The following is a 16,457-nucleotide window of genomic DNA, read 5'->3' as shown; positions in this document are numbered from 1 at the left end:
TTCTTCTCTCGAAATCCCTGATCAGACCGTCAGAGCGTGCACGAGACGCACTCGCTCATGTCGGTGCCCTCGAGCGCCATCTGACGCAGACGGATGTAGTAGATCGTCTTGATGCCCTTGCGCCACGCGTAGATCTGAGCCTTGTTGATGTCGCGCGTGGTGGCGGTGTCCTTGAAGAACAGCGTGAGCGACAGGCCCTGGTCGACGTGCTGCGTCGCGGCGGCGTACGTGTCGATGACCTTCTCGTAGCCGATCTCGTAGGCGTCCTGGTAGTACTCCAGGTTCTCGTTCGTCATGAACGCCGCCGGGTAGTAGACGCGCCCGAGCTTGCCTTCCTTGCGGATCTCGATCTTCGCCGCGATCGGGTGGATCGACGAGGTCGAGTTGTTGATGTACGAGATCGAGCCGGTCGGCGGAACCGCCTGCAGGTTCTGGTTGTAGATGCCGTGCTGCTGGATCGAGGCCTTCAGCGCGCGCCAGTCGTCCTGCGTCGGGATGTGGTGGCCGGCGAACAACTCGGCGACCTTGTCGGTCGCGGGCGCCCACTCCTGGTCGATGTACTTGTCGAAGAACTCACCCGACGCGTAGGTCGAGTCCTCGAACCCGTCGAAGGTCTCACCGCGCTCGATGGCGATCTTGTTCGACGCCGTCAGTGCGTGGAAGAGCACGGAGTAGAAGTAGATGTTCGTGAAGTCGACACCCTCCTCCGAGCCGTAGTGGACGTGCTCGCGGGCGAGGTAGCCGTGGAGGTTCATCTGACCCAGGCCGATCGCGTGCGACCGGTCGTTGCCGTCCTCGATCGAGCGAACCGAGGCGATGTGGCTCTGGTCGCTGACAGCGGTGAGGGCGCGGATGCTGGTCTCCACCGTCTTCGCGAGGTCGCCGCCGTCCATCGCGAGTGCGATGTTGAGCGAGCCCAGGTTGCACGAGATGTCCTTGCCGATCTGGGCGTAGGAGAGGTCCTCGTTGTACGTGGTCGGCGTGTTGACCTGGAGGATCTCCGAGCACAGGTTGGACATGTTGATCCGGCCCTTGATCGGGTTGGCCTTGTTCACCGTGTCTTCGAACATGATGTACGGGTAGCCCGACTCGAACTGGATCTCGGCGAGCGTCTGGAAGAACTCGCGCGCGTTGATCTTGGTCTTCTTGATGCGCGGGTCGTCGACCATCTCGCGGTACTTCTCGGTCACCGAGATGTCGCCGAACGGCACGCCGTAGACGCGCTCGACGTCGTACGGCGAGAAGAGGTACATGTCCTCGCCGTTCTTGGCGAGCTCGAACGTGATGTCGGGCACGACGACGCCGAGCGAGAGCGTCTTGATGCGGATCTTCTCGTCGGCGTTCTCGCGCTTGGTGTCGAGGAACCGCATGATGTCGGGGTGGTGCGCGCTGAGGTACACGGCGCCGGCGCCCTGACGCGCTCCGAGCTGGTTGGCATAGCTGAAGCTGTCTTCGAGCAGCTTCATGACGGGGATGATGCCCGACGACTGGTTCTCGATCTGCTTGATCGGAGCGCCCGACTCCCGGATGTTCGAGAGCAGCAGCGCCACGCCGCCGCCGCGCTTGGACAGCTGGAGCGAGGAGTTGATGCCGCGCGAGATCGACTCCATGTTGTCTTCGATGCGCAGCAGGAAGCACGAGACCAGCTCGCCGCGCTGGGCCTTGCCGGCGTTGAGGAAGGTCGGGGTCGCCGGCTGGAAGCGCCCGGAGATGATCTCGTCGACCAGGCTGGTGGCAAGCTTCTGATCGCCGTCGGCGAGGGCGAGCGCGGTCATCACGACGCGGTCCTCGAATCGCTCGAGGTAGCGCTTGCCGTCGAAGGTCTTCAGCGTGTAGCTCGTGTAGTACTTGAACGCCCCGAGGAACGTCTCGAAGCGGAACTTCTTGCCGTACGCGAAGTCGTTGAGCTCCTGGATGAAAGAGAACGGGTACTTCGCCAGCACCTCCGGCTCGTAGTACTCCTTCTCGACCAGGTAGTCCAGCCGCTCCTTGAGGGAATGGAAGAACACGGTGTTCTGGTTCACGTGCTGCAGGAAGTACTCCCGCGCCGCTCGCTTGTCGGCGTCGAACTGGATCTTCCCGTCGGCGTCGTACAGGTTCAGCATCGCGTTGAGCGCGTGGTAGTCCATGCCCTCGAAGCGCACCTCGGTCTTGAAGTCCTGCTCTGTCACTGCGGCGTCTGCCATCGTTCCAATCCCTCGCTCACGCGTTGTACGTCTTCAGGCGTGCCGAATACTTCGAGCCGGTACAAGTGCGGCACATGACACTTGCGGCTGATGATGTCGCCGGCGATGCAGTAGTGCTCGCCGAAGTTGGTGTTGCCCGCGGAGATGACCCCGCGGATCAGGCGGCGGTTTCGCTCGTCGTTGAGGAACCGGATCACCTGCTTGGGAACGGCGCCCTTCTCCTCGCCCCGGCCCTGGCCTCCGCCGTAGGTCGGGGTGACGAGGATGAACGGCTCGTCGACCACGAGGGGCATGTCGGCCGGGTGCAGCGGAATCCGCACCGCGCGCGCCCCCAGCTTCTCGATGAACCGCGCCGTGTTCCCCGACACGCTCGAGAAGTAGACGAGGAGCGGCGTCGCGGCCCGGTGCCCGGCAACCGCATCTCGCTGCGCGATCGCGGTTGCCATGGCGTCACGCGAGCCGCGAGGCGAGCTCGTCGATCTTGTCGGGACGGAAGCCCGACCAGTGGTCTTCGTCGGTGATGACGACGGGCGCCTGGAGGTAGCCCAGCGCCTTGACCTGCTCGAGGGCCGCGGGGTCCTCGGAGAGGTCGTGGATCTCATATGCGATGCCCTTCGAGTCCAGCGCTCGGTAGGTCGCGGTGCACTGCACGCAGGCAGGCTTCGTGTAGACGGTGATCGCCATGTCGATCGTGTGTCTCCCCTCACATCCACTTGATTGTCCGGCAGGCCCCCCGCCGGGAGACCAACACTACATGTGGGTACCGACATCCGGAAGCACCACAAGGGCTAGTAGTTACATCAGTGTGATTTTCCACCGTTCTCCCCATTTACAACACAGGTTCTCCACCGTTTCATCCACAGGGCGAGCCCGGATTCCGAACCTGGAAAAAGCCTGAATCACGCGCATTTCAGACTCGGCGTCGGCGGCTCTCCACAGAAGGGAAGGTACGCGGGGGCTCCGACATCCGATTCGCCTGTGGATAGGGCCCCACGGCGTGTCGCGGCGTGTCGCGGGCGGGCGATAACGTGGACGCGTGGCGGGCTACCGGGATCTCCTTCGCACTCCGGGGGTCGGCCGCATCATCGCTGCGCAGCTGACCGCGCGGTTCCCCAACGGCATGACGAGCCTGGCGATCCTGCTGCACATCGAGCACGTCACGGGCTCCTACGGCGCGGCGGGCCTCGTGCTGGCCGCGGCATCCATCGGCCAGGCGATCGCCGGCCCCGTGACGAGCCGCTGGATGGGGCGCTGGGGCATGCGCCCGGTCATCACCGCGACCATGCTCGTGTGCGCGATCTCGATCACCGCGATCGCGCTGCTCGCGCTCCCCGTGCCGGGGTACATGGCACTGGGATTCCTCAGCGGCCTCTCCACTCCCCCGATCCAGTCCGCCGCCCGGACGATCTATCCGAAGCTCGTGACGGCCAAGCAGCTGACGCCGCTGTTCTCGCTCGACGCCTCTCTCCAGGAGATCATCTGGATCATCGCCCCGGTGGTCATCACCGTCGTGGCCACACAGGTCGGCACCGTGCCGGCGCTGCTGCTCATCGTCGTGATCCTCCTCGGCGGCGGCGCGTGGTTCGTCCTGTCCCCCGAGGTCGGGCGCGTGCGCATTCCGCGGAGCCGGCGCAGCATCGGCAAGGTGCTCACCAAGGTGCCGGTGCTGCTGGCGACCGTGGTCGGGTTCCTGCTCATCGGCGCGTGCTCGGCCGTCGAGGCCGGGGTGGTGGCGACGTTCGACCACGGCGGACTCGAGGCCGGCATCGTGCTGGCACTGTTCTCGGTCGGCAGCCTCGCGGGCGGACTGGCGTTCGGCCATATCCCGATCGGGCCGTGGGCGATGGCCCGTCGCCTCGCGATCGTGACGGTCGGACTCGCCCTCACGATCGTGTCGCTCGACGTGTTCTGGCTGGGGGGCACGCTCGTCTTCGCCGGCATCGGCATCGCGCCGGCTCTCGCGGTGCTGTTCGCCATGACGTCCGCGAGCGTGAAGTTCAGCGACACCGCCGAGGCCTTCGGCTGGGTCGGCACGGGGCAGCTGATCGGTGCGGCCGCGGGCTCCGCGATCGCCGGGTTCCTCATCGACGACATCGGCCCGACGGGCGCGTACGTCGCAGCGACCGCGTTCGCGGCGGCCGGGCTGATCGTCGCCGTCGTGTTCGTCCGGGGCTTCCCCGACCTGCGCGGACGCGACGCGAGCCCCATCCCCGACACCGAACCGGTGTCCACCATCACGTGAGCCGATGCTTCAGCTGGCCATAGCGCGTCCATAGCGATCGCATAGTGCGCCGCGGTTGTCTCGCAGACATGACCGATCACGACACCCGCTGGACCGACGCGGACGGCCGCGTCATCGACGAGGATCACCGCGGCCTCGTCTACGACATCCGCACGCTCATCGACCGGCGCCGCGCCCTCGGCATCTTCGGCGGGGTGGCCCTCACGAGCCTGCTGGCCGCCTGCGGCGCCGAGGGCGGCGGGGATGCCTCGGCCGCCCCGTCCGGATCGCCCTCCGCGACCTCTGGCCCGACCGCGACGCCCACGCCCTCGGCGAGCGCGACGGCTGAGGCATCCGGTCCCGTCGGCGAGGTGCCCGACGAGACCGGCGGCCCGTATCCGGCAGACGGCTCGAACGGCGTCAACGTGCTGGACGACTCGGGGATCGTGCGCGCGGACATCCGCTCGAGCTTCGGCTCGTCGACGACCGTCGCCCCGGGCGTGCCCCTCAGCGTCGCGCTGACGGTGCGGGATGCCGCGACCGGCGCCGCGCTCGCGGGCCGGGGCGTCTACCTGTGGCACTGCGACCGCGACGGCCGCTACTCCCTCTACAGCCAGGGCGTGGAGAACGAGAACTACCTCCGCGGCGTGCAGGAGACGGACCAGAACGGGACGGTGCGCTTCACGTCGATCTACCCGGCGTGCTACTCGGGCAGGTGGCCCCACATCCACTTCGAGGTGTACGAGGACGTCGCGACCGCGGTGGCCTCGGGGCCGATCGTGAAGACCTCCCAGATCGCGCTCCCCGACGAGACAAACGCCGCCGTGTACGCGACTTCGGGGTACGAGCAGAGCGTGCGCAACGCGTCGCAGGTGTCGCTGCAGAGCGACAACGTGTTCGGCGACGACGCCGGGATCCATCAGATCGCGACGATGTCGGGCTCGGTGGGATCGGGCTACACCGCGTCGCTCACGATCGGGGTCTGATCAGTCGCGCCGGCGGAGCTGCTCCAGCAGCGCGAGGGCGTACGCGTCCGCCGGCTCCGGGTGTTCGAACACGCGCGCGCGTCCCTCGAGGTCCACCTCGACCTCGAAGGCGTCGGACAGGCGGCGAAGCGCCCGGAACGAGCGTCCGAGCAGCTCGCGCAGCTGGCTCTCGTGGGGCAGCCACAGCGCGTCCTCCAGCGCGACCGAGTCCAGCGCCCATTCGGTCGTGCCGTTGAAGGCGAGGATGCGGCCGGTCGGGTACTCCCGCGGCTCGATGGTCATCTCGCTCACCGTGAACACGTCGGCCTCGAACTCGGGCTCGTCTAGCTGGAATCGGTCGCCGGACCGCGGGTGCCACGTCAGCCCGGCATCCCGGAGCGCCAGGGCGAGGTCGGTCGAGATCATCCTCCCATTCTCCCGGCCCTCCCCGCGGTCGGGGCCGCGGCGACCAGCGGCGACCAAGAAATGAGGAAACACGCCGTGCCGGCGGCGGCCGGCGCCCGCCCCAAGGCGTTTCTCCTCGGTTCTCTGCGGGTCGGCGCAGTGCCCGAGGTCCGTAGCATGGCGGTATGCCTTCACCCGTGACGCTCCCCCGCCTCTCGTGGGGGCCTCCCGCCGCCGAGCGCCGCGCGCTCCTCGTGCACGGCCTGGGGTCCAACGGTCCGCTGATGTGGCGCTACGGCGTGGCCCTGGCCGAGGCCGGGTGGCGCGCCGACGCCGTCGACCTGCGGGGCCACGGCACGGCGCCGCGCGCGCTCGACTACACGCTCGCCGCGTACGGCTCCGACCTGTCGGCGACGCATCCGCACGACGGCGGCTCGTGGGATCTCGTCCTGGGGCACTCGCTCGGCGGCGCCGCCTCGACGCTCGCCGCGGCATCCGACCCGTCGTGGACGCTCCGTCTCGTCCTGATCGATCCCGCCCTCTCCCTGACCGACCACGACCGCGGGGTCGTGCGCGCGAGCCAGGAGGAGTCCTTCGCCGATCCGTCCGCGCGTGCGGTGCGGGAGAGCCACCCCACGTGGCACGAGCAGGATGTCGAGCTCAAGGCGCTGTCGGCCCAGCAGGCCAGCCGATGGGCCGTCGAGCAGACGAGCGCCCAGAACCCGGAGTGGGACGTGACGGATGCCGCGGCCTCCCTCACCGTCCCGACGCACGTCATCGCCTCCGACCCGGAGGTCTACAGCATCTTCGCCGGCAAACCCGCCGAGGCCGTGGTCGGGGCCAATCCCCGCATCACGATGTCGATCGTCGCGAATGCCGGGCACTCTCCGCACCGCGACGAGCCCGAGGCGGCAGTGGCGGCGCTCCTGGCGGTGCTGTCGTGACCGGCTTCGACCCGGCGGCGTTCCTGCCGGACGACCTGCTCGACCGGATCCGCGAGCGGGCGCCGATCCACGACCGGGACAACACCTTCCCCGAGGCCGACCTCGCCGACCTGAGGGAAGCCGGGTACCTCTCGATCCTGGTGCCGACCGAGCTCGGCGGTGCCGGTCTCGGGCTGGCGGAGGCATCCGTACTCCAGCAGCGGCTGGCCGGTGCGGCGCCCGCGACCGCGCTCGCCGTGAACATGCACCTGGTGTGGACCGGAGTCGCCAAGGTCCTCACCGACCGCGGAGACGAGAGCCTGCGCTTCGTGCAGGTGGGCGCGGTGGCCGGCGAGGTGTTCGCATTCGGCATCAGCGAGGCGGGCAACGATCTCGTGCTCTTCGGCAGCGGGACGGATGCTGCGCCCACCGCCGAGGGCGGCTACGCGTTCACCGGAACGAAGATCTTCACGTCGCTCTCACCGGTGTGGACCCAGCTCGGCCTCCACGGCCTGGACACGACGTCGCCCGACGGTCCGAAGGTGGTCTACGCCTTCGTCCCTCGTGGCGAGGAAGCCGCCGGCCGCGTCGTGTCGCGCGACGACTGGGACACCCTGGGCATGCGGGGCACGCAGTCGCGCACGACCGAGCTGCGGGGCGCGATCGCCCCCGCCGACCGCATCGCGCGGCGCCTCGACCCGGGACCGAACCCCGACCCGCTCGTGTTCGGGATCTTCAGTGTCTTCGAGATCCTGATCGCGTCGGTGTACACCGGCATCGCGCGGCGCGCGCTCGACCTCGCCGTGGAAGCCGCGGGAGCGCGCACGTCGAAGAAGTCCGGCAAGCCCTACAGTCAGGACCCCGACATCCGGTGGCGCATCGCCGACATGGCTCTCGCCTACGACGCGATGGTGCCGCAGCTGGACGCCCTGGCCCGCGACGTCGACCGGATGGCGGATCACGGGCCGCGCTGGTTCTCGCTCCTCGCAGGGCTCAAGCACCGCGCCGTCGTCGCCGCGAAGTCGGTCGTCGACGACGCGGTCCTGGTCGCGGGCGGCTCGTCGTACTTCTCCCGGAGCGAGCTGAGCCGTCTCTCGCGCGACGTCGTCGCCGGACTGTTCCACCCGTCCGACCCCGAGTCGGCGCACTCGACCGTCGCCGCCGCGTGGCTGGGGCCGCTCGCGGAGTGACCCGGGCCCGCGCGCCGCGCACGCCCCGTCCCGCACCGCGCGCGCAAGCCCCGCCGAGGTCCGAGATCCGCGTGCGAGGATGACCCCATGGCGCGCACTCCCACGGCTCTGCTGAGTCCCGCGGACCAGGAACGCAGGCGCGGACTGCGACTGATGAAGGGCGTCGCCCTCGGCGCTCTCCTCGGCATGGCGGTGGTGTTCGCGATCTCGTTCGCGTTCCAGGCGCAGGTGCCCGCGCTCGCGTACGTCCGCGCGGCGGCGGAGGGCGGCATGGTCGGGGCGCTGGCGGACTGGTTCGCCGTGACCGCGCTGTTCCGGCATCCGCTCGGGATCCCGATCCCCCACACCGCGATCATCCCCCACCGCAAGGACGAGATCGGCCGGACGCTGGGCGAGTTCGTCGAGACCGAGTTCCTGCGCGGCGACGTCGTGCGCACGAAGCTCGAGGCAACGGCGGTCTCCGCGCGCCTCGGCGAGTGGCTGCGCGAGCCGCCCCACGCCGAGCGCGTCGCAGCCGAGGGATCCGCGATGGCCGCCGGCGTGCTGCGCGCGCTGAGCGACGACGACGTGCAGGGCGTGATCGAGGACCTCGCCCGCGAGCACCTGCTCTCCCCCGAGTGGGGTCCGCCGCTCGGCGCGTGGCTCGGGCGCATCGTCGAAACCGGTGCGCACCACGGCGCCGTGGACATGGCCGTCGACACCGTCGGGGCGTGGCTGGAGGCCAATCGCCTCGCGTTCACGGGGCTCGTCTCGCGCAGGCTGCCGTCGTGGCTGCCGTCGGTCGCCAGCCGCCTCGTCGACGACACGGTCTACAACGAGGCGGTGAAGTTCGTCGCGGCCGTCCGCGCCGACCCCGACCACCAGGCGCGGCGCGCGATCGACGGCTACCTCGAACGGCTTTCGGACAACCTCCAGCACGACCCCGGCACGATCGGAAGGTTCGAGGACGCGAAGGCGACCGTGTTCGACAGCCCCCGCATCCGCGAACTCGCCGCCGAGGCCTGGAACACCGCCAAGGCCGGGCTCCTGGCATCCCTCGCCGACCCCGACAGCGGGCTGCGTCGCCGCGCGACGAGCGCCCTCGCGGAGATCGGCCAGCGCCTCACGACGGATGCCGCACTCCAGGCGCGCGTGGACTCGTGGGTCACCGATGCCGCCGTCTTCCTCGTCGACCGCTATCGCCACGACATCGCCTCGATCATCACCGACACCGTGGAGCGATGGGATCCGCACGAGACGACCGAGAAGATCGAGCTCATGGTGGGGCGCGACCTGCAGTACATCCGCCTCAACGGCACGGTCGTCGGCGCGCTGGCGGGCCTCGTCATCTACACGATCGCGCACGCGGCCCTCGGCTGACGGGCGCCTCCGGCACTAGCCTGATCCCGTGGCCGCCGACCAGCCCCTCTTCAGCTACGGGACGCTCCAGAACCCCGATGTGCAGCTCGACACGTTCGGGCGCCGCCTGTCCGCCGAGGACGACGTGCTCCCCGGCTACACCGTCGACTACGCCGAGATCGAGGACACCCGGGTCGTCGACCTCTCCGGCCTGTCGGTGCATCCGGTCGTGCGCCCGACCGGCAGCCCGCTCGACAAGGTCGTGGGCAAGGTGCTGTGGGTCACGGAGGACGAACTGGATGCCGCGGACGAGTACGAGGTCGCGCTCTATCGCCGCGTGTCGGTCGTGCTCGCGAGCGGCAGGACCGCCTGGGCGTACGTCTCGGTGTGAGCGCGCGGCACGCCCTCGACGGTCCGGGGGCGCGGCGGAGTAGCGTCGATCCCGTGACGCTCTCGCACGATCCCCTGTGGCCCCGCGCCGGTGGCTGGCCCGCGCCCGATGTGGCCTCCGGCGGCTGGGACGCCGTCCTGCTCGGCGTGCCGACCTGGCGGACGTCGCTGTCGCCGACCGGTGCGCACGCGACGCCCGTCGCGGTCCGCGACGCGCTGCGGCGCTTCAGCCCGACGCTGCTCGGCCCGCCGCCGATCGACCTGGCCGAGACCCTCCGGATCGCCGATGCGGGCGACATCGCCTCGCCGGACGGCCCCGAGGGCGAGGCATCCGTCCGGGCCGCGGTGCGTGAGCTCGCCGCGGATGCGGCCCTCGTCGTCGCCCTCGGCGGCGACAACTCCGCGACCTACCCGGTCGCGCAGGGAGCCGGCGCGACCGGGCTGATCACGCTCGACGCCCACTTCGACCTGCGCGACGGCGTCTCCAACGGCTCCCCCGTGCGGCGGCTGATCGAGGACGGCCTGGACCCGCGGCACGTCGTGCAGATCGGCATCGCCGACTTCGCGAACTCCGTGGCCTATGCGCGGCGTGCGGAGGAGCTCGGCATCACCGTCGTCGGGCTCGACGAGGTGCGCCGGCGCGGCGCCGCCGACGTCGTGGCCCAGGCGCTCGAGATCGCCGGCGATGGGGGCGGAGGCATCCACCTCGACATCGACGTCGACGTGTGCGACCGCTCCGTGGCCCCCGGATGCCCGGCGTCGGTGCCGGGCGGGCTGGCGGCGTGGGAGCTGCGCACGATCGTGCGCGCCGCGGCATCCGACCCCCGCGTGCGCAGCGCCGACATCGTCGAGGTCGACGCGACCGCCGACACTCCGGACGGACGCACCGTGAGGCTCGCGGCGCTGTGCGTGCTGGAGCTCCTGGCCGGGACGGCGGCGCGCGCATGATCCGCCTCGCGCTCGTGCGCCACGCCAAGTCGGACTGGGGTGACCCCGATCTCGACGACCACGACCGGCCGCTCAACGACCGTGGCGCTCAGGACGCGCCGCACATGGCGCGACGATTCGCCGAGAGCGGGTTCCGGCCCGACGTGATCCTGTCGAGCACCGCGCGGCGCGCGCGGACCACTGCTGACGCGTTCGCCGCCGCGACGGGCGCGAGGGTGACCCTCCAGGAGCGGCTCTACGGGGCACCGGCGGGGCTGCTGCTCGCCGCGGCGGCCGAGACACGGGCAGCCTCGGTGATGGTGGTGGCGCACGACCCCGGGCTGAGCGTGCTGGCGGGGCGCCTGTCCGACGGCGAGATCGCGCACATGACGACGTGCGCGGTGGCCACCTTCACGTGGAGCACCGACGACTGGGATGTCGCGACCTCCCTCGACGCCGACGACTGGACGTTCGAGACCCCGCGCTGAGCCGCCGAGGCTCGCAAGACCTCAAAGCCGTACCCCGTCCTTCCACACGGCGCGGACGAGCGGCACACCGGGCCGGTAGGCGAGGTGCACGCGGGTCGGGGCGTCCAGCAGCACGAGGTCGGCGCGCATCCCCGGCGCGATCGCGCCGACGTCGTCGCGCCGGAGCGCGCGTGCACCGCCGGCCGTCGCCGCCCACACCGCCTCCGCGGGCGTCATTCCCATCTCGCGCACGGCGAGCGCGATCATGAGCGGCAGCGAGCTGGTGAAGCTGGACCCGGGGTTGCAGTCGCTCGCGAGTGCCACGGTGACCCCCGCGTCGAGGAGCCGGCGCGCGTCGGGGTAGGGCTGCCGAGTCGAGAACTCCACGCCGGGGAGCATTGTGGCGACGGTCGCGGAGCCGGCGAGCACCGCGACGTCGTCGTCGTCGAGGTATGTGCAGTGGTCGACGGATGCCGCCCCCGCCGCGACCGCGAGTCGCACCCCCTCGCCCGGGCCGAGCTGGTTGCCGTGCACGCGCGGCAGCAGACCGTGGGCGACGCCGGCGTCGAGGATCCTTCGCGACTCGTCGGGTGTGAAGGCCCCGCGCTCGCAGAACACGTCGACCCACCGGGAGTGGGGCCGGACGGCACGGAGCATCGGACCGACCACGAGGTCGACGTACTCCTCACGGCGGTCGGCGTATTCGGCGGGGACGACGTGCGCACCGAGGAAGGTCACCTCGGGCGTGACCTCGGAGGCGAGGCGCGCGAGTCGCGCCTCGTCCGGGACGGTGAGGCCGTAGCCGGTCTTGACCTCGAACGTCGTGGTGCCTTGGGAGTGGAGTTCGGCGACGAGGTCGGCCAGGCGCTCGCGCAGCTCCTCGTCGGATGCCGCGCGCGTCGCCGCGACGGTGCGACGTATGCCTCCTGCGGCATAGGGCACGCCGGTCATCCGCGCCTCGAACTCGTCGGCGCGGTCACCGCCGAACACGAGGTGCGTGTGGCTGTCGACGAAGCCGGGCAGGACCGCGCGTCCGCCGGCGTCGACCACCGCGGCGCCCGCACGGACGGCGGCGACGGCCGCGGCATCCGCCCGGTCTCCGACCCACGCGATGCGGGAGCCCTCGACGAGCACCGCGGCGCCCCGGAGCGTTCCGCACGGGTCGCCGTCCCGCGCGACATTGGTGGTCAGCTCGCCGATGTCGGTGATGAGCGTCGCGATCACGGCTCACGCGTCCAGCATCGGCACGTTCAGACCGCGCTCGCGCGCGACCTCGGCCGCGCGCTCGTACCCGGCGTCGACGTGGCGCATGACGCCGGTTCCGGGGTCGTTCGTGAGCACGCGCTCGAGCTTCTCGGCCGCGAGGGCGGTGCCGTCGGCGACGGTGACCTGGCCGGCGTGGATCGAGCGGCCGATCCCGACGCCGCCGCCGTGGTGTATCGAGACCCATGCCGCGCCGGACGCGGTGTTGAGCAGCGCGTTGAGCAGCGGCCAGTCGGCGATCGCGTCGGAGCCGTCGGCCATCGCCTCGGTCTCGCGGTACGGCGAGGCGACGGAGCCGGCGTCGAGGTGGTCGCGGCCGATGACGATCGGGCCCGACAGCTCGCCCGAGGCGACCATCTCGTTGAACTTCAGTCCGGCGAGGTGGCGCTCCTTGTAGCCGAGCCAGCAGATGCGCGCGGGAAGGCCCTCGAAGTGCACGGCGTCACCGGCCCGGTCGAGCCAGCGCACGAGTCCGGCGTTGTCGGGGAAGAGCGCCTTGACCGCCTCGTCCGTCTTGCGGATGTCCTCGGGGTCGCCCGACAGCGCCACCCACCGGAACGGTCCGCGGCCCTCGGCGAACTGCGGGCGGATGTAGGCGGGCACGAACCCCGGGAACGCGAACGCGCGGTCGAAGCCGCCCAGCTGCGCCTCGGCGCGGATCGAGTTGCCGTAGTCGAAGACCTCGGCTCCGGCATCCTGGAAACCGACCATCGCCGCCACGTGCTTCGCCATGCTGCCGCGGGCGCGCGCCGTGAAGCCCTCGGGATCGCGGGATGCCTCAGCCTTCCAGTCCTCGAACGCGATCCCCACCGGCAGATAGGCCAGGGGGTCGTGGGCGCTCGTCTGGTCGGTCACGATGTCGACCTCGAGGTCACCGGCCCGGTGCCGGAGCAGGAGGTCGCCGAACACCTCTGCGGCGTTGCCGACCACGCCCACCGAGAGCGCCTCACCCGCGGCCTTCGCCGCGACGACCCGGGCGACCGCCGCCTCGAGATCGGTCGTGTACTCGTCGAGGTAGCCGTGCTCGACGCGGCGCGCGAGGCGGGACTCGTCGACGTCGACGATCAGGACCGCGCCGCCGTTGAGGGTCACGGCGAGCGGCTGGGCGCCGCCCATGCCGCCGGCGCCGCCGGTCAGGGTCAGGGTGCCCGACAGGTCGTCGCGTCCGAGGCTGCGGGCCACGGCGGCGAACGTCTCGTACGTGCCCTGCAGGATGCCCTGCGTTCCGATGTAGATCCACGAGCCCGCGGTCATCTGGCCGTACATCGTCAGTCCGAGCTGTTCGAGGCGGCGGAACTCGGGCCACGTCGCCCAGTCCCCCACGAGGTTGGAGTTCGCGATGAGCACGCGCGGTGCCCACTCGTGGGTGCGGAAGACGCCGACGGGCTTGCCGGACTGCACGAGGAGCGTCTCGTCCGGCTCGAGCTCGTCGAGCGTGCGCACGATGGCGTCGAACGCCTCCCAGCTGCGGGCAGCGCGGCCCGTGCCCCCGTAGACCACGAGATCCTCGGGGTGCTCGGCGACCTCGGGGTCGAGGTTGTTCATCAGCATGCGCTTGGCGGCCTCGGCGCCCCAGCTCTTCGCGGTGCGCTCGGGCCCGCGCGGCGCGCGGACGGTGCGGGCGGTGGCCGGGGTGGCTGCGGTGGCGGTCATCGTCACTCCTTCGTGGTGAGGTCATAGGCGGCCCGGGCGATGCTCGGATCAGGAGACCTGCCGGATTCAGGACCACCGGGGACAGAACCGTCCTGATCCGAGCCGATGTCCTGACCTCGGGCGAACGCGGCCCGGACGACGGCGCCGGACGCGACGAGCGCGGTGACGGTCTCCATGTCGGGCGAGAGGAAGCGGTCGCGTCCGGGACCGCCGACGCCCGCGCCGCGGAGGAGATCGCGGACGGCGCCGGTCGCGACGGCGGGCTCCAGCGGTGCGCGGAGGTCGAGGGCCCGCGCCGCGGTGAGCACCTCGATGGCGAGCACGCGGGCGAGGCCGTCGATGCCGCGCCGCAGCTTGCGGGCGGCGGCCCACCCCATCGACACGTGGTCCTCCTGCATCGCGCTCGAGGGGATCGAGTCGACGGACGCCGGCACGGCGAGTCGCTTGAGCTCGGACACGATGCCCGCCGCGGCGTACTGCGCGATCATGAGGCCCGAGTCCACACCGACCTCGTGGGCGAGGAACGGCGGCAGGCCGTGACTGCGCGCCGGGTCGAGAGCGCGGTCGGTACGCCTCTCCGAGATCGAGGCGAGGTCGGCCACGGCGATCGCGAGGAAGTCGAGCACGTACGCCACAGGTGCGCCGTGGAAGTTTCCGTTGGACTCGACGCGCCCGTCGTCGGTGAGGACGGGATTGTCGACGGCGGCGGCGAGCTCGCGCGAGGCGATGAGACGGGCGTGGTCGGCGGTGTCGCGGACGGCCCCGTGCACCTGCGGCGAGCACCGCAGCGAGTACGCGTCCTGAACGCGCGTGCACACCGACGGGTCGCGGTGCGACGCGACGGTCGGCGATCCGGCGAGCGCGGCGCGCAGGTTCGCCGCCGACACCGCCTGTCCGGCCTGGGGGCGGAGCGCCTGAAGGTCGGCGGCGAACACGGCGTCCGTGCCCAGCTGCGACTCGACCGACATGGCCGCGGCGACATCGGCCGTGTCGAGGAGCACCGAGAGGTCGTGGAGGGCCAGCAGCAGCATCCCGAGCATGCCGTCCGTGCCGTTGATGAGGGCGAGCCCCTCCTTCTCGCGCAGGACGAGGGGTTCGATGGATGCCGCGGCCAGCGCGTCGGCCGCGTCGCACTCCACGCCATCGGCGTCGCGCACGCGTCCTTCGCCGAGCGCGGCGAGAGCCGCGTGCGACAGCGGCGCGAGGTCACCCGAGCAGCCGAGCGAGCCGTACTCGCGCACGATCGGGGTGATCCCGGCGTTGAGCATCGCCGCGTAGGTCAGCGCGACCACGGGGCGCACGCCGGTGTGACCGGTGGTCAGGGTCTGCAGCCGCAGCAGCTGCAGCGCCCGTACGACCTCGCGCTCGACCTCAGGGCCGGTGCCGGCGGCGTGGCTGCGGATGAGGCTCGCCTGGAGCTCGAGACGGCGATCGGGGGCGATGAACGTCGTGGCGAGCGCTCCGAAGCCCGTGGAGATGCCGTAGTGCGGGTCGGGGTCGTCGGCGAGCCCCTCGACGAGGGCGCGCGCGGTCGCGACGCGGGCCAGCGCGTCCGGGTCGATCACGACGCGCGCATCGTGGCGGGCCACGGCGACGACGTCCTCGGGGCGCAGGGGTGTCGCGCCGACGGTGACGACGCGGGAGTCGATGACGGTGGTCATGGCTCGATTCCACACCCGTGCGGTGGCGGGCGACAGCGGGCCGTGGCATCCTGTGTCTGGTATGCCAGACACAAGCGCACCCCATCGCCCCCAGGTGCCGGCGGCGGATCAGACGCTGCGCATCCTGTCGTTCCTCGCACGCCAGCGCGGGCCCGTGGCCGCGCGGACGATCGCAGACACCCTCGGCATCCCGCGGTCGAGTGTGTACCACCTGCTCGATGCCCTCGCCGCACACGGCTTCGTGCTCCACTTTCCCGCCGATCGCCGGTGGGGACTGGGCACGGCCGCGTTCGAGCTCGCGGGCGGCTACGCGCGGCAGCAGCCGCTCGCGCGCCTGGGGCGACCGCTCGTGGCCGCCCTCGCGGATCGTGCCGGCGAGAGCGCGCACCTCGCCGTCATGACGGGCCGCAACGTGCTGTACATCGTCGAGGAGCGCGCGCCGCGACGCCCGGCCCTCATCACCGACGTCGGGGTGCGGCTGCCCGCCCACCTGACCGCGACCGGGCGTGCGATGCTGGCCGCTCTCCCTCGCGAGCAGGTGCGCGCCCTGTATCCGGATGCCTCGGCCTTCGCCGATCGCACCGGCCGAGGTCCGTCGCGTCCCGGGGAGCTGCGCGACGTGCTCCGGGAGGCGCGCGTGCGCGGCTACGCGGTGGAGGACGGCGAGGTCACCCTCGGACTCCGCTCGGCGGGGGTCGCGGTCCGCGACCACGCGGGCTGGCCCGCCGCCGCGCTGGCGATCACGTGGCCGGCCGAGGCCGACCGCGACCCCGAGTCTCTCGCGGCCCTGCTCACCGACACCGCCCGCACCCTCGAGCATCGCATCGGCCGCCACTGAACCCGCGCGCGCCCCTCCTCCTCGGCGGAC

Annotated in this window: 16 protein-coding genes; 9 read left to right on the top strand and 7 right to left on the bottom strand. The window is 71.2% G+C overall.

The window, feature by feature from the left end; genetic code table 11:
- Nucleotides 1–29 precede the first annotated feature (29 nt).
- Genes nrdE through nrdH form a run of 3 tightly spaced genes read right to left on the bottom strand, consistent with a single transcriptional unit; the run spans nt 30 to nt 2,870 of the window.
- Nucleotides 30–2,186 (bottom strand): class 1b ribonucleoside-diphosphate reductase subunit alpha, encoded by a 2,157-nt coding sequence (gene nrdE, locus ACFQ0P_RS11640; RefSeq protein WP_204978860.1) that lies wholly within the window; start codon nt 2,184–2,186, stop codon nt 30–32.
- Nucleotides 2,168–2,632, bottom strand: coding sequence for a class Ib ribonucleoside-diphosphate reductase assembly flavoprotein NrdI (nrdI, locus tag ACFQ0P_RS11635; RefSeq protein WP_204978859.1), 465 nt, complete (start codon nt 2,630–2,632; stop codon nt 2,168–2,170). Before nrdI ends, nrdE begins: the two co-directional genes overlap by 19 nt.
- A 4-nt stretch (nt 2,633–2,636) precedes the next feature.
- Nucleotides 2,637–2,870, bottom strand: a complete 234-nt coding sequence (nrdH, locus tag ACFQ0P_RS11630) for a glutaredoxin-like protein NrdH (protein ID WP_204978858.1) — start codon at nt 2,868–2,870, stop codon at nt 2,637–2,639.
- 352 nt (nt 2,871–3,222) lie between these two features.
- Between nrdH and ACFQ0P_RS11625 the strand changes: the two genes are divergently transcribed.
- Together ACFQ0P_RS11625 and ACFQ0P_RS11620 are read left to right on the top strand one after the other, a co-directional pair.
- Nucleotides 3,223–4,428, top strand: coding sequence for an MFS transporter (locus tag ACFQ0P_RS11625; protein WP_204978857.1), 1,206 nt, complete (start codon nt 3,223–3,225; stop codon nt 4,426–4,428).
- A gap of 68 nt (nt 4,429–4,496) precedes the next feature.
- Nucleotides 4,497–5,393, top strand: coding sequence for a dioxygenase family protein (locus ACFQ0P_RS11620; RefSeq protein ID WP_204978856.1), 897 nt, complete (start codon nt 4,497–4,499; stop codon nt 5,391–5,393).
- On the opposite strand, the gene ACFQ0P_RS11615 is transcribed toward ACFQ0P_RS11620, so the two are convergent.
- Complete coding sequence (locus tag ACFQ0P_RS11615; RefSeq protein ID WP_204978855.1) at nt 5,394–5,798, bottom strand: pilus assembly protein CpaE; 405 nt, start codon at nt 5,796–5,798, stop codon at nt 5,394–5,396. It lies immediately after the preceding gene.
- A 164-nt stretch (nt 5,799–5,962) separates the two neighbouring features.
- Here ACFQ0P_RS11615 and ACFQ0P_RS11610 point away from each other — a divergent pair, with 164 nt between their 5' ends.
- From ACFQ0P_RS11610 to ACFQ0P_RS11585, 6 genes are all read left to right on the top strand, one after another.
- Nucleotides 5,963–6,721, top strand: coding sequence for an alpha/beta fold hydrolase (locus tag ACFQ0P_RS11610; protein WP_204978854.1), 759 nt, complete (start codon nt 5,963–5,965; stop codon nt 6,719–6,721).
- The gene (locus ACFQ0P_RS11605; RefSeq protein WP_204978853.1) at nt 6,718–7,890 is read left to right on the top strand and encodes an acyl-CoA dehydrogenase family protein; all 1,173 of its coding nucleotides are present in this window, start codon (nt 6,718–6,720) and stop codon (nt 7,888–7,890) included. The genes ACFQ0P_RS11610 and ACFQ0P_RS11605 overlap by 4 nt, the downstream gene beginning before the upstream one ends.
- A gap of 87 nt (nt 7,891–7,977) precedes the next feature.
- Nucleotides 7,978–9,249 carry a DUF445 domain-containing protein gene (locus tag ACFQ0P_RS11600; RefSeq protein WP_204978852.1) on the top strand — a complete coding sequence of 424 codons (1,272 nt, stop codon included), beginning with the start codon at nt 7,978–7,980 and terminating at the stop codon, nt 9,247–9,249.
- Nucleotides 9,250–9,277: 28 nt separating this feature from the next.
- Nucleotides 9,278–9,619, top strand: coding sequence for a gamma-glutamylcyclotransferase family protein (locus ACFQ0P_RS11595; RefSeq protein ID WP_204978851.1), 342 nt, complete (start codon nt 9,278–9,280; stop codon nt 9,617–9,619).
- Between the two features lie 53 nt (nt 9,620–9,672).
- Nucleotides 9,673–10,566: an agmatinase family protein gene (locus ACFQ0P_RS11590; RefSeq protein WP_204978850.1), complete on the top strand. Its 894-nt coding sequence runs from the start codon at nt 9,673–9,675 to the stop codon at nt 10,564–10,566.
- The gene (locus tag ACFQ0P_RS11585) at nt 10,563–11,033 is read left to right on the top strand and encodes a SixA phosphatase family protein (protein WP_204978849.1); all 471 of its coding nucleotides are present in this window, start codon (nt 10,563–10,565) and stop codon (nt 11,031–11,033) included. Before ACFQ0P_RS11590 ends, ACFQ0P_RS11585 begins: the two co-directional genes overlap by 4 nt.
- A 21-nt stretch (nt 11,034–11,054) precedes the next feature.
- Here the strand turns inward: ACFQ0P_RS11585 and hutI are convergent, their stop codons facing one another.
- The 3 genes from hutI to hutH are packed head-to-tail and all read right to left on the bottom strand — an operon-like array spanning nt 11,055 to nt 15,589.
- Complete coding sequence (gene hutI / locus ACFQ0P_RS11580; RefSeq protein ID WP_204981364.1) at nt 11,055–12,233, bottom strand: imidazolonepropionase; 1,179 nt, start codon at nt 12,231–12,233, stop codon at nt 11,055–11,057.
- Between the two features lie 6 nt (nt 12,234–12,239).
- The gene (gene hutU / locus ACFQ0P_RS11575; RefSeq protein WP_204978848.1) at nt 12,240–13,928 is read right to left on the bottom strand and encodes a urocanate hydratase; all 1,689 of its coding nucleotides are present in this window, start codon (nt 13,926–13,928) and stop codon (nt 12,240–12,242) included.
- A 2-nt stretch (nt 13,929–13,930) separates the two neighbouring features.
- Nucleotides 13,931–15,589, bottom strand: coding sequence for a histidine ammonia-lyase (hutH, locus tag ACFQ0P_RS11570; protein ID WP_204978847.1), 1,659 nt, complete (start codon nt 15,587–15,589; stop codon nt 13,931–13,933).
- A gap of 61 nt (nt 15,590–15,650) precedes the next feature.
- Here hutH and ACFQ0P_RS11565 point away from each other — a divergent pair, with 61 nt between their 5' ends.
- A complete protein-coding gene (locus tag ACFQ0P_RS11565; RefSeq protein WP_378772210.1) occupies nt 15,651–16,427 on the top strand; it encodes an IclR family transcriptional regulator in 777 nt (258 codons plus the stop codon).
- The last annotated feature ends 30 nt before the right edge of the window (nt 16,428–16,457 follow it).

It is taken from the genome of Microbacterium insulae (genome assembly GCF_042677065.1).
Taxonomy (GTDB): domain Bacteria; phylum Actinomycetota; class Actinomycetes; order Actinomycetales; family Microbacteriaceae; genus Microbacterium; species Microbacterium insulae.
Note: the sequence above shows the minus strand (reverse complement) of the source record. Positions and strands in the feature narration are given on the sequence as shown.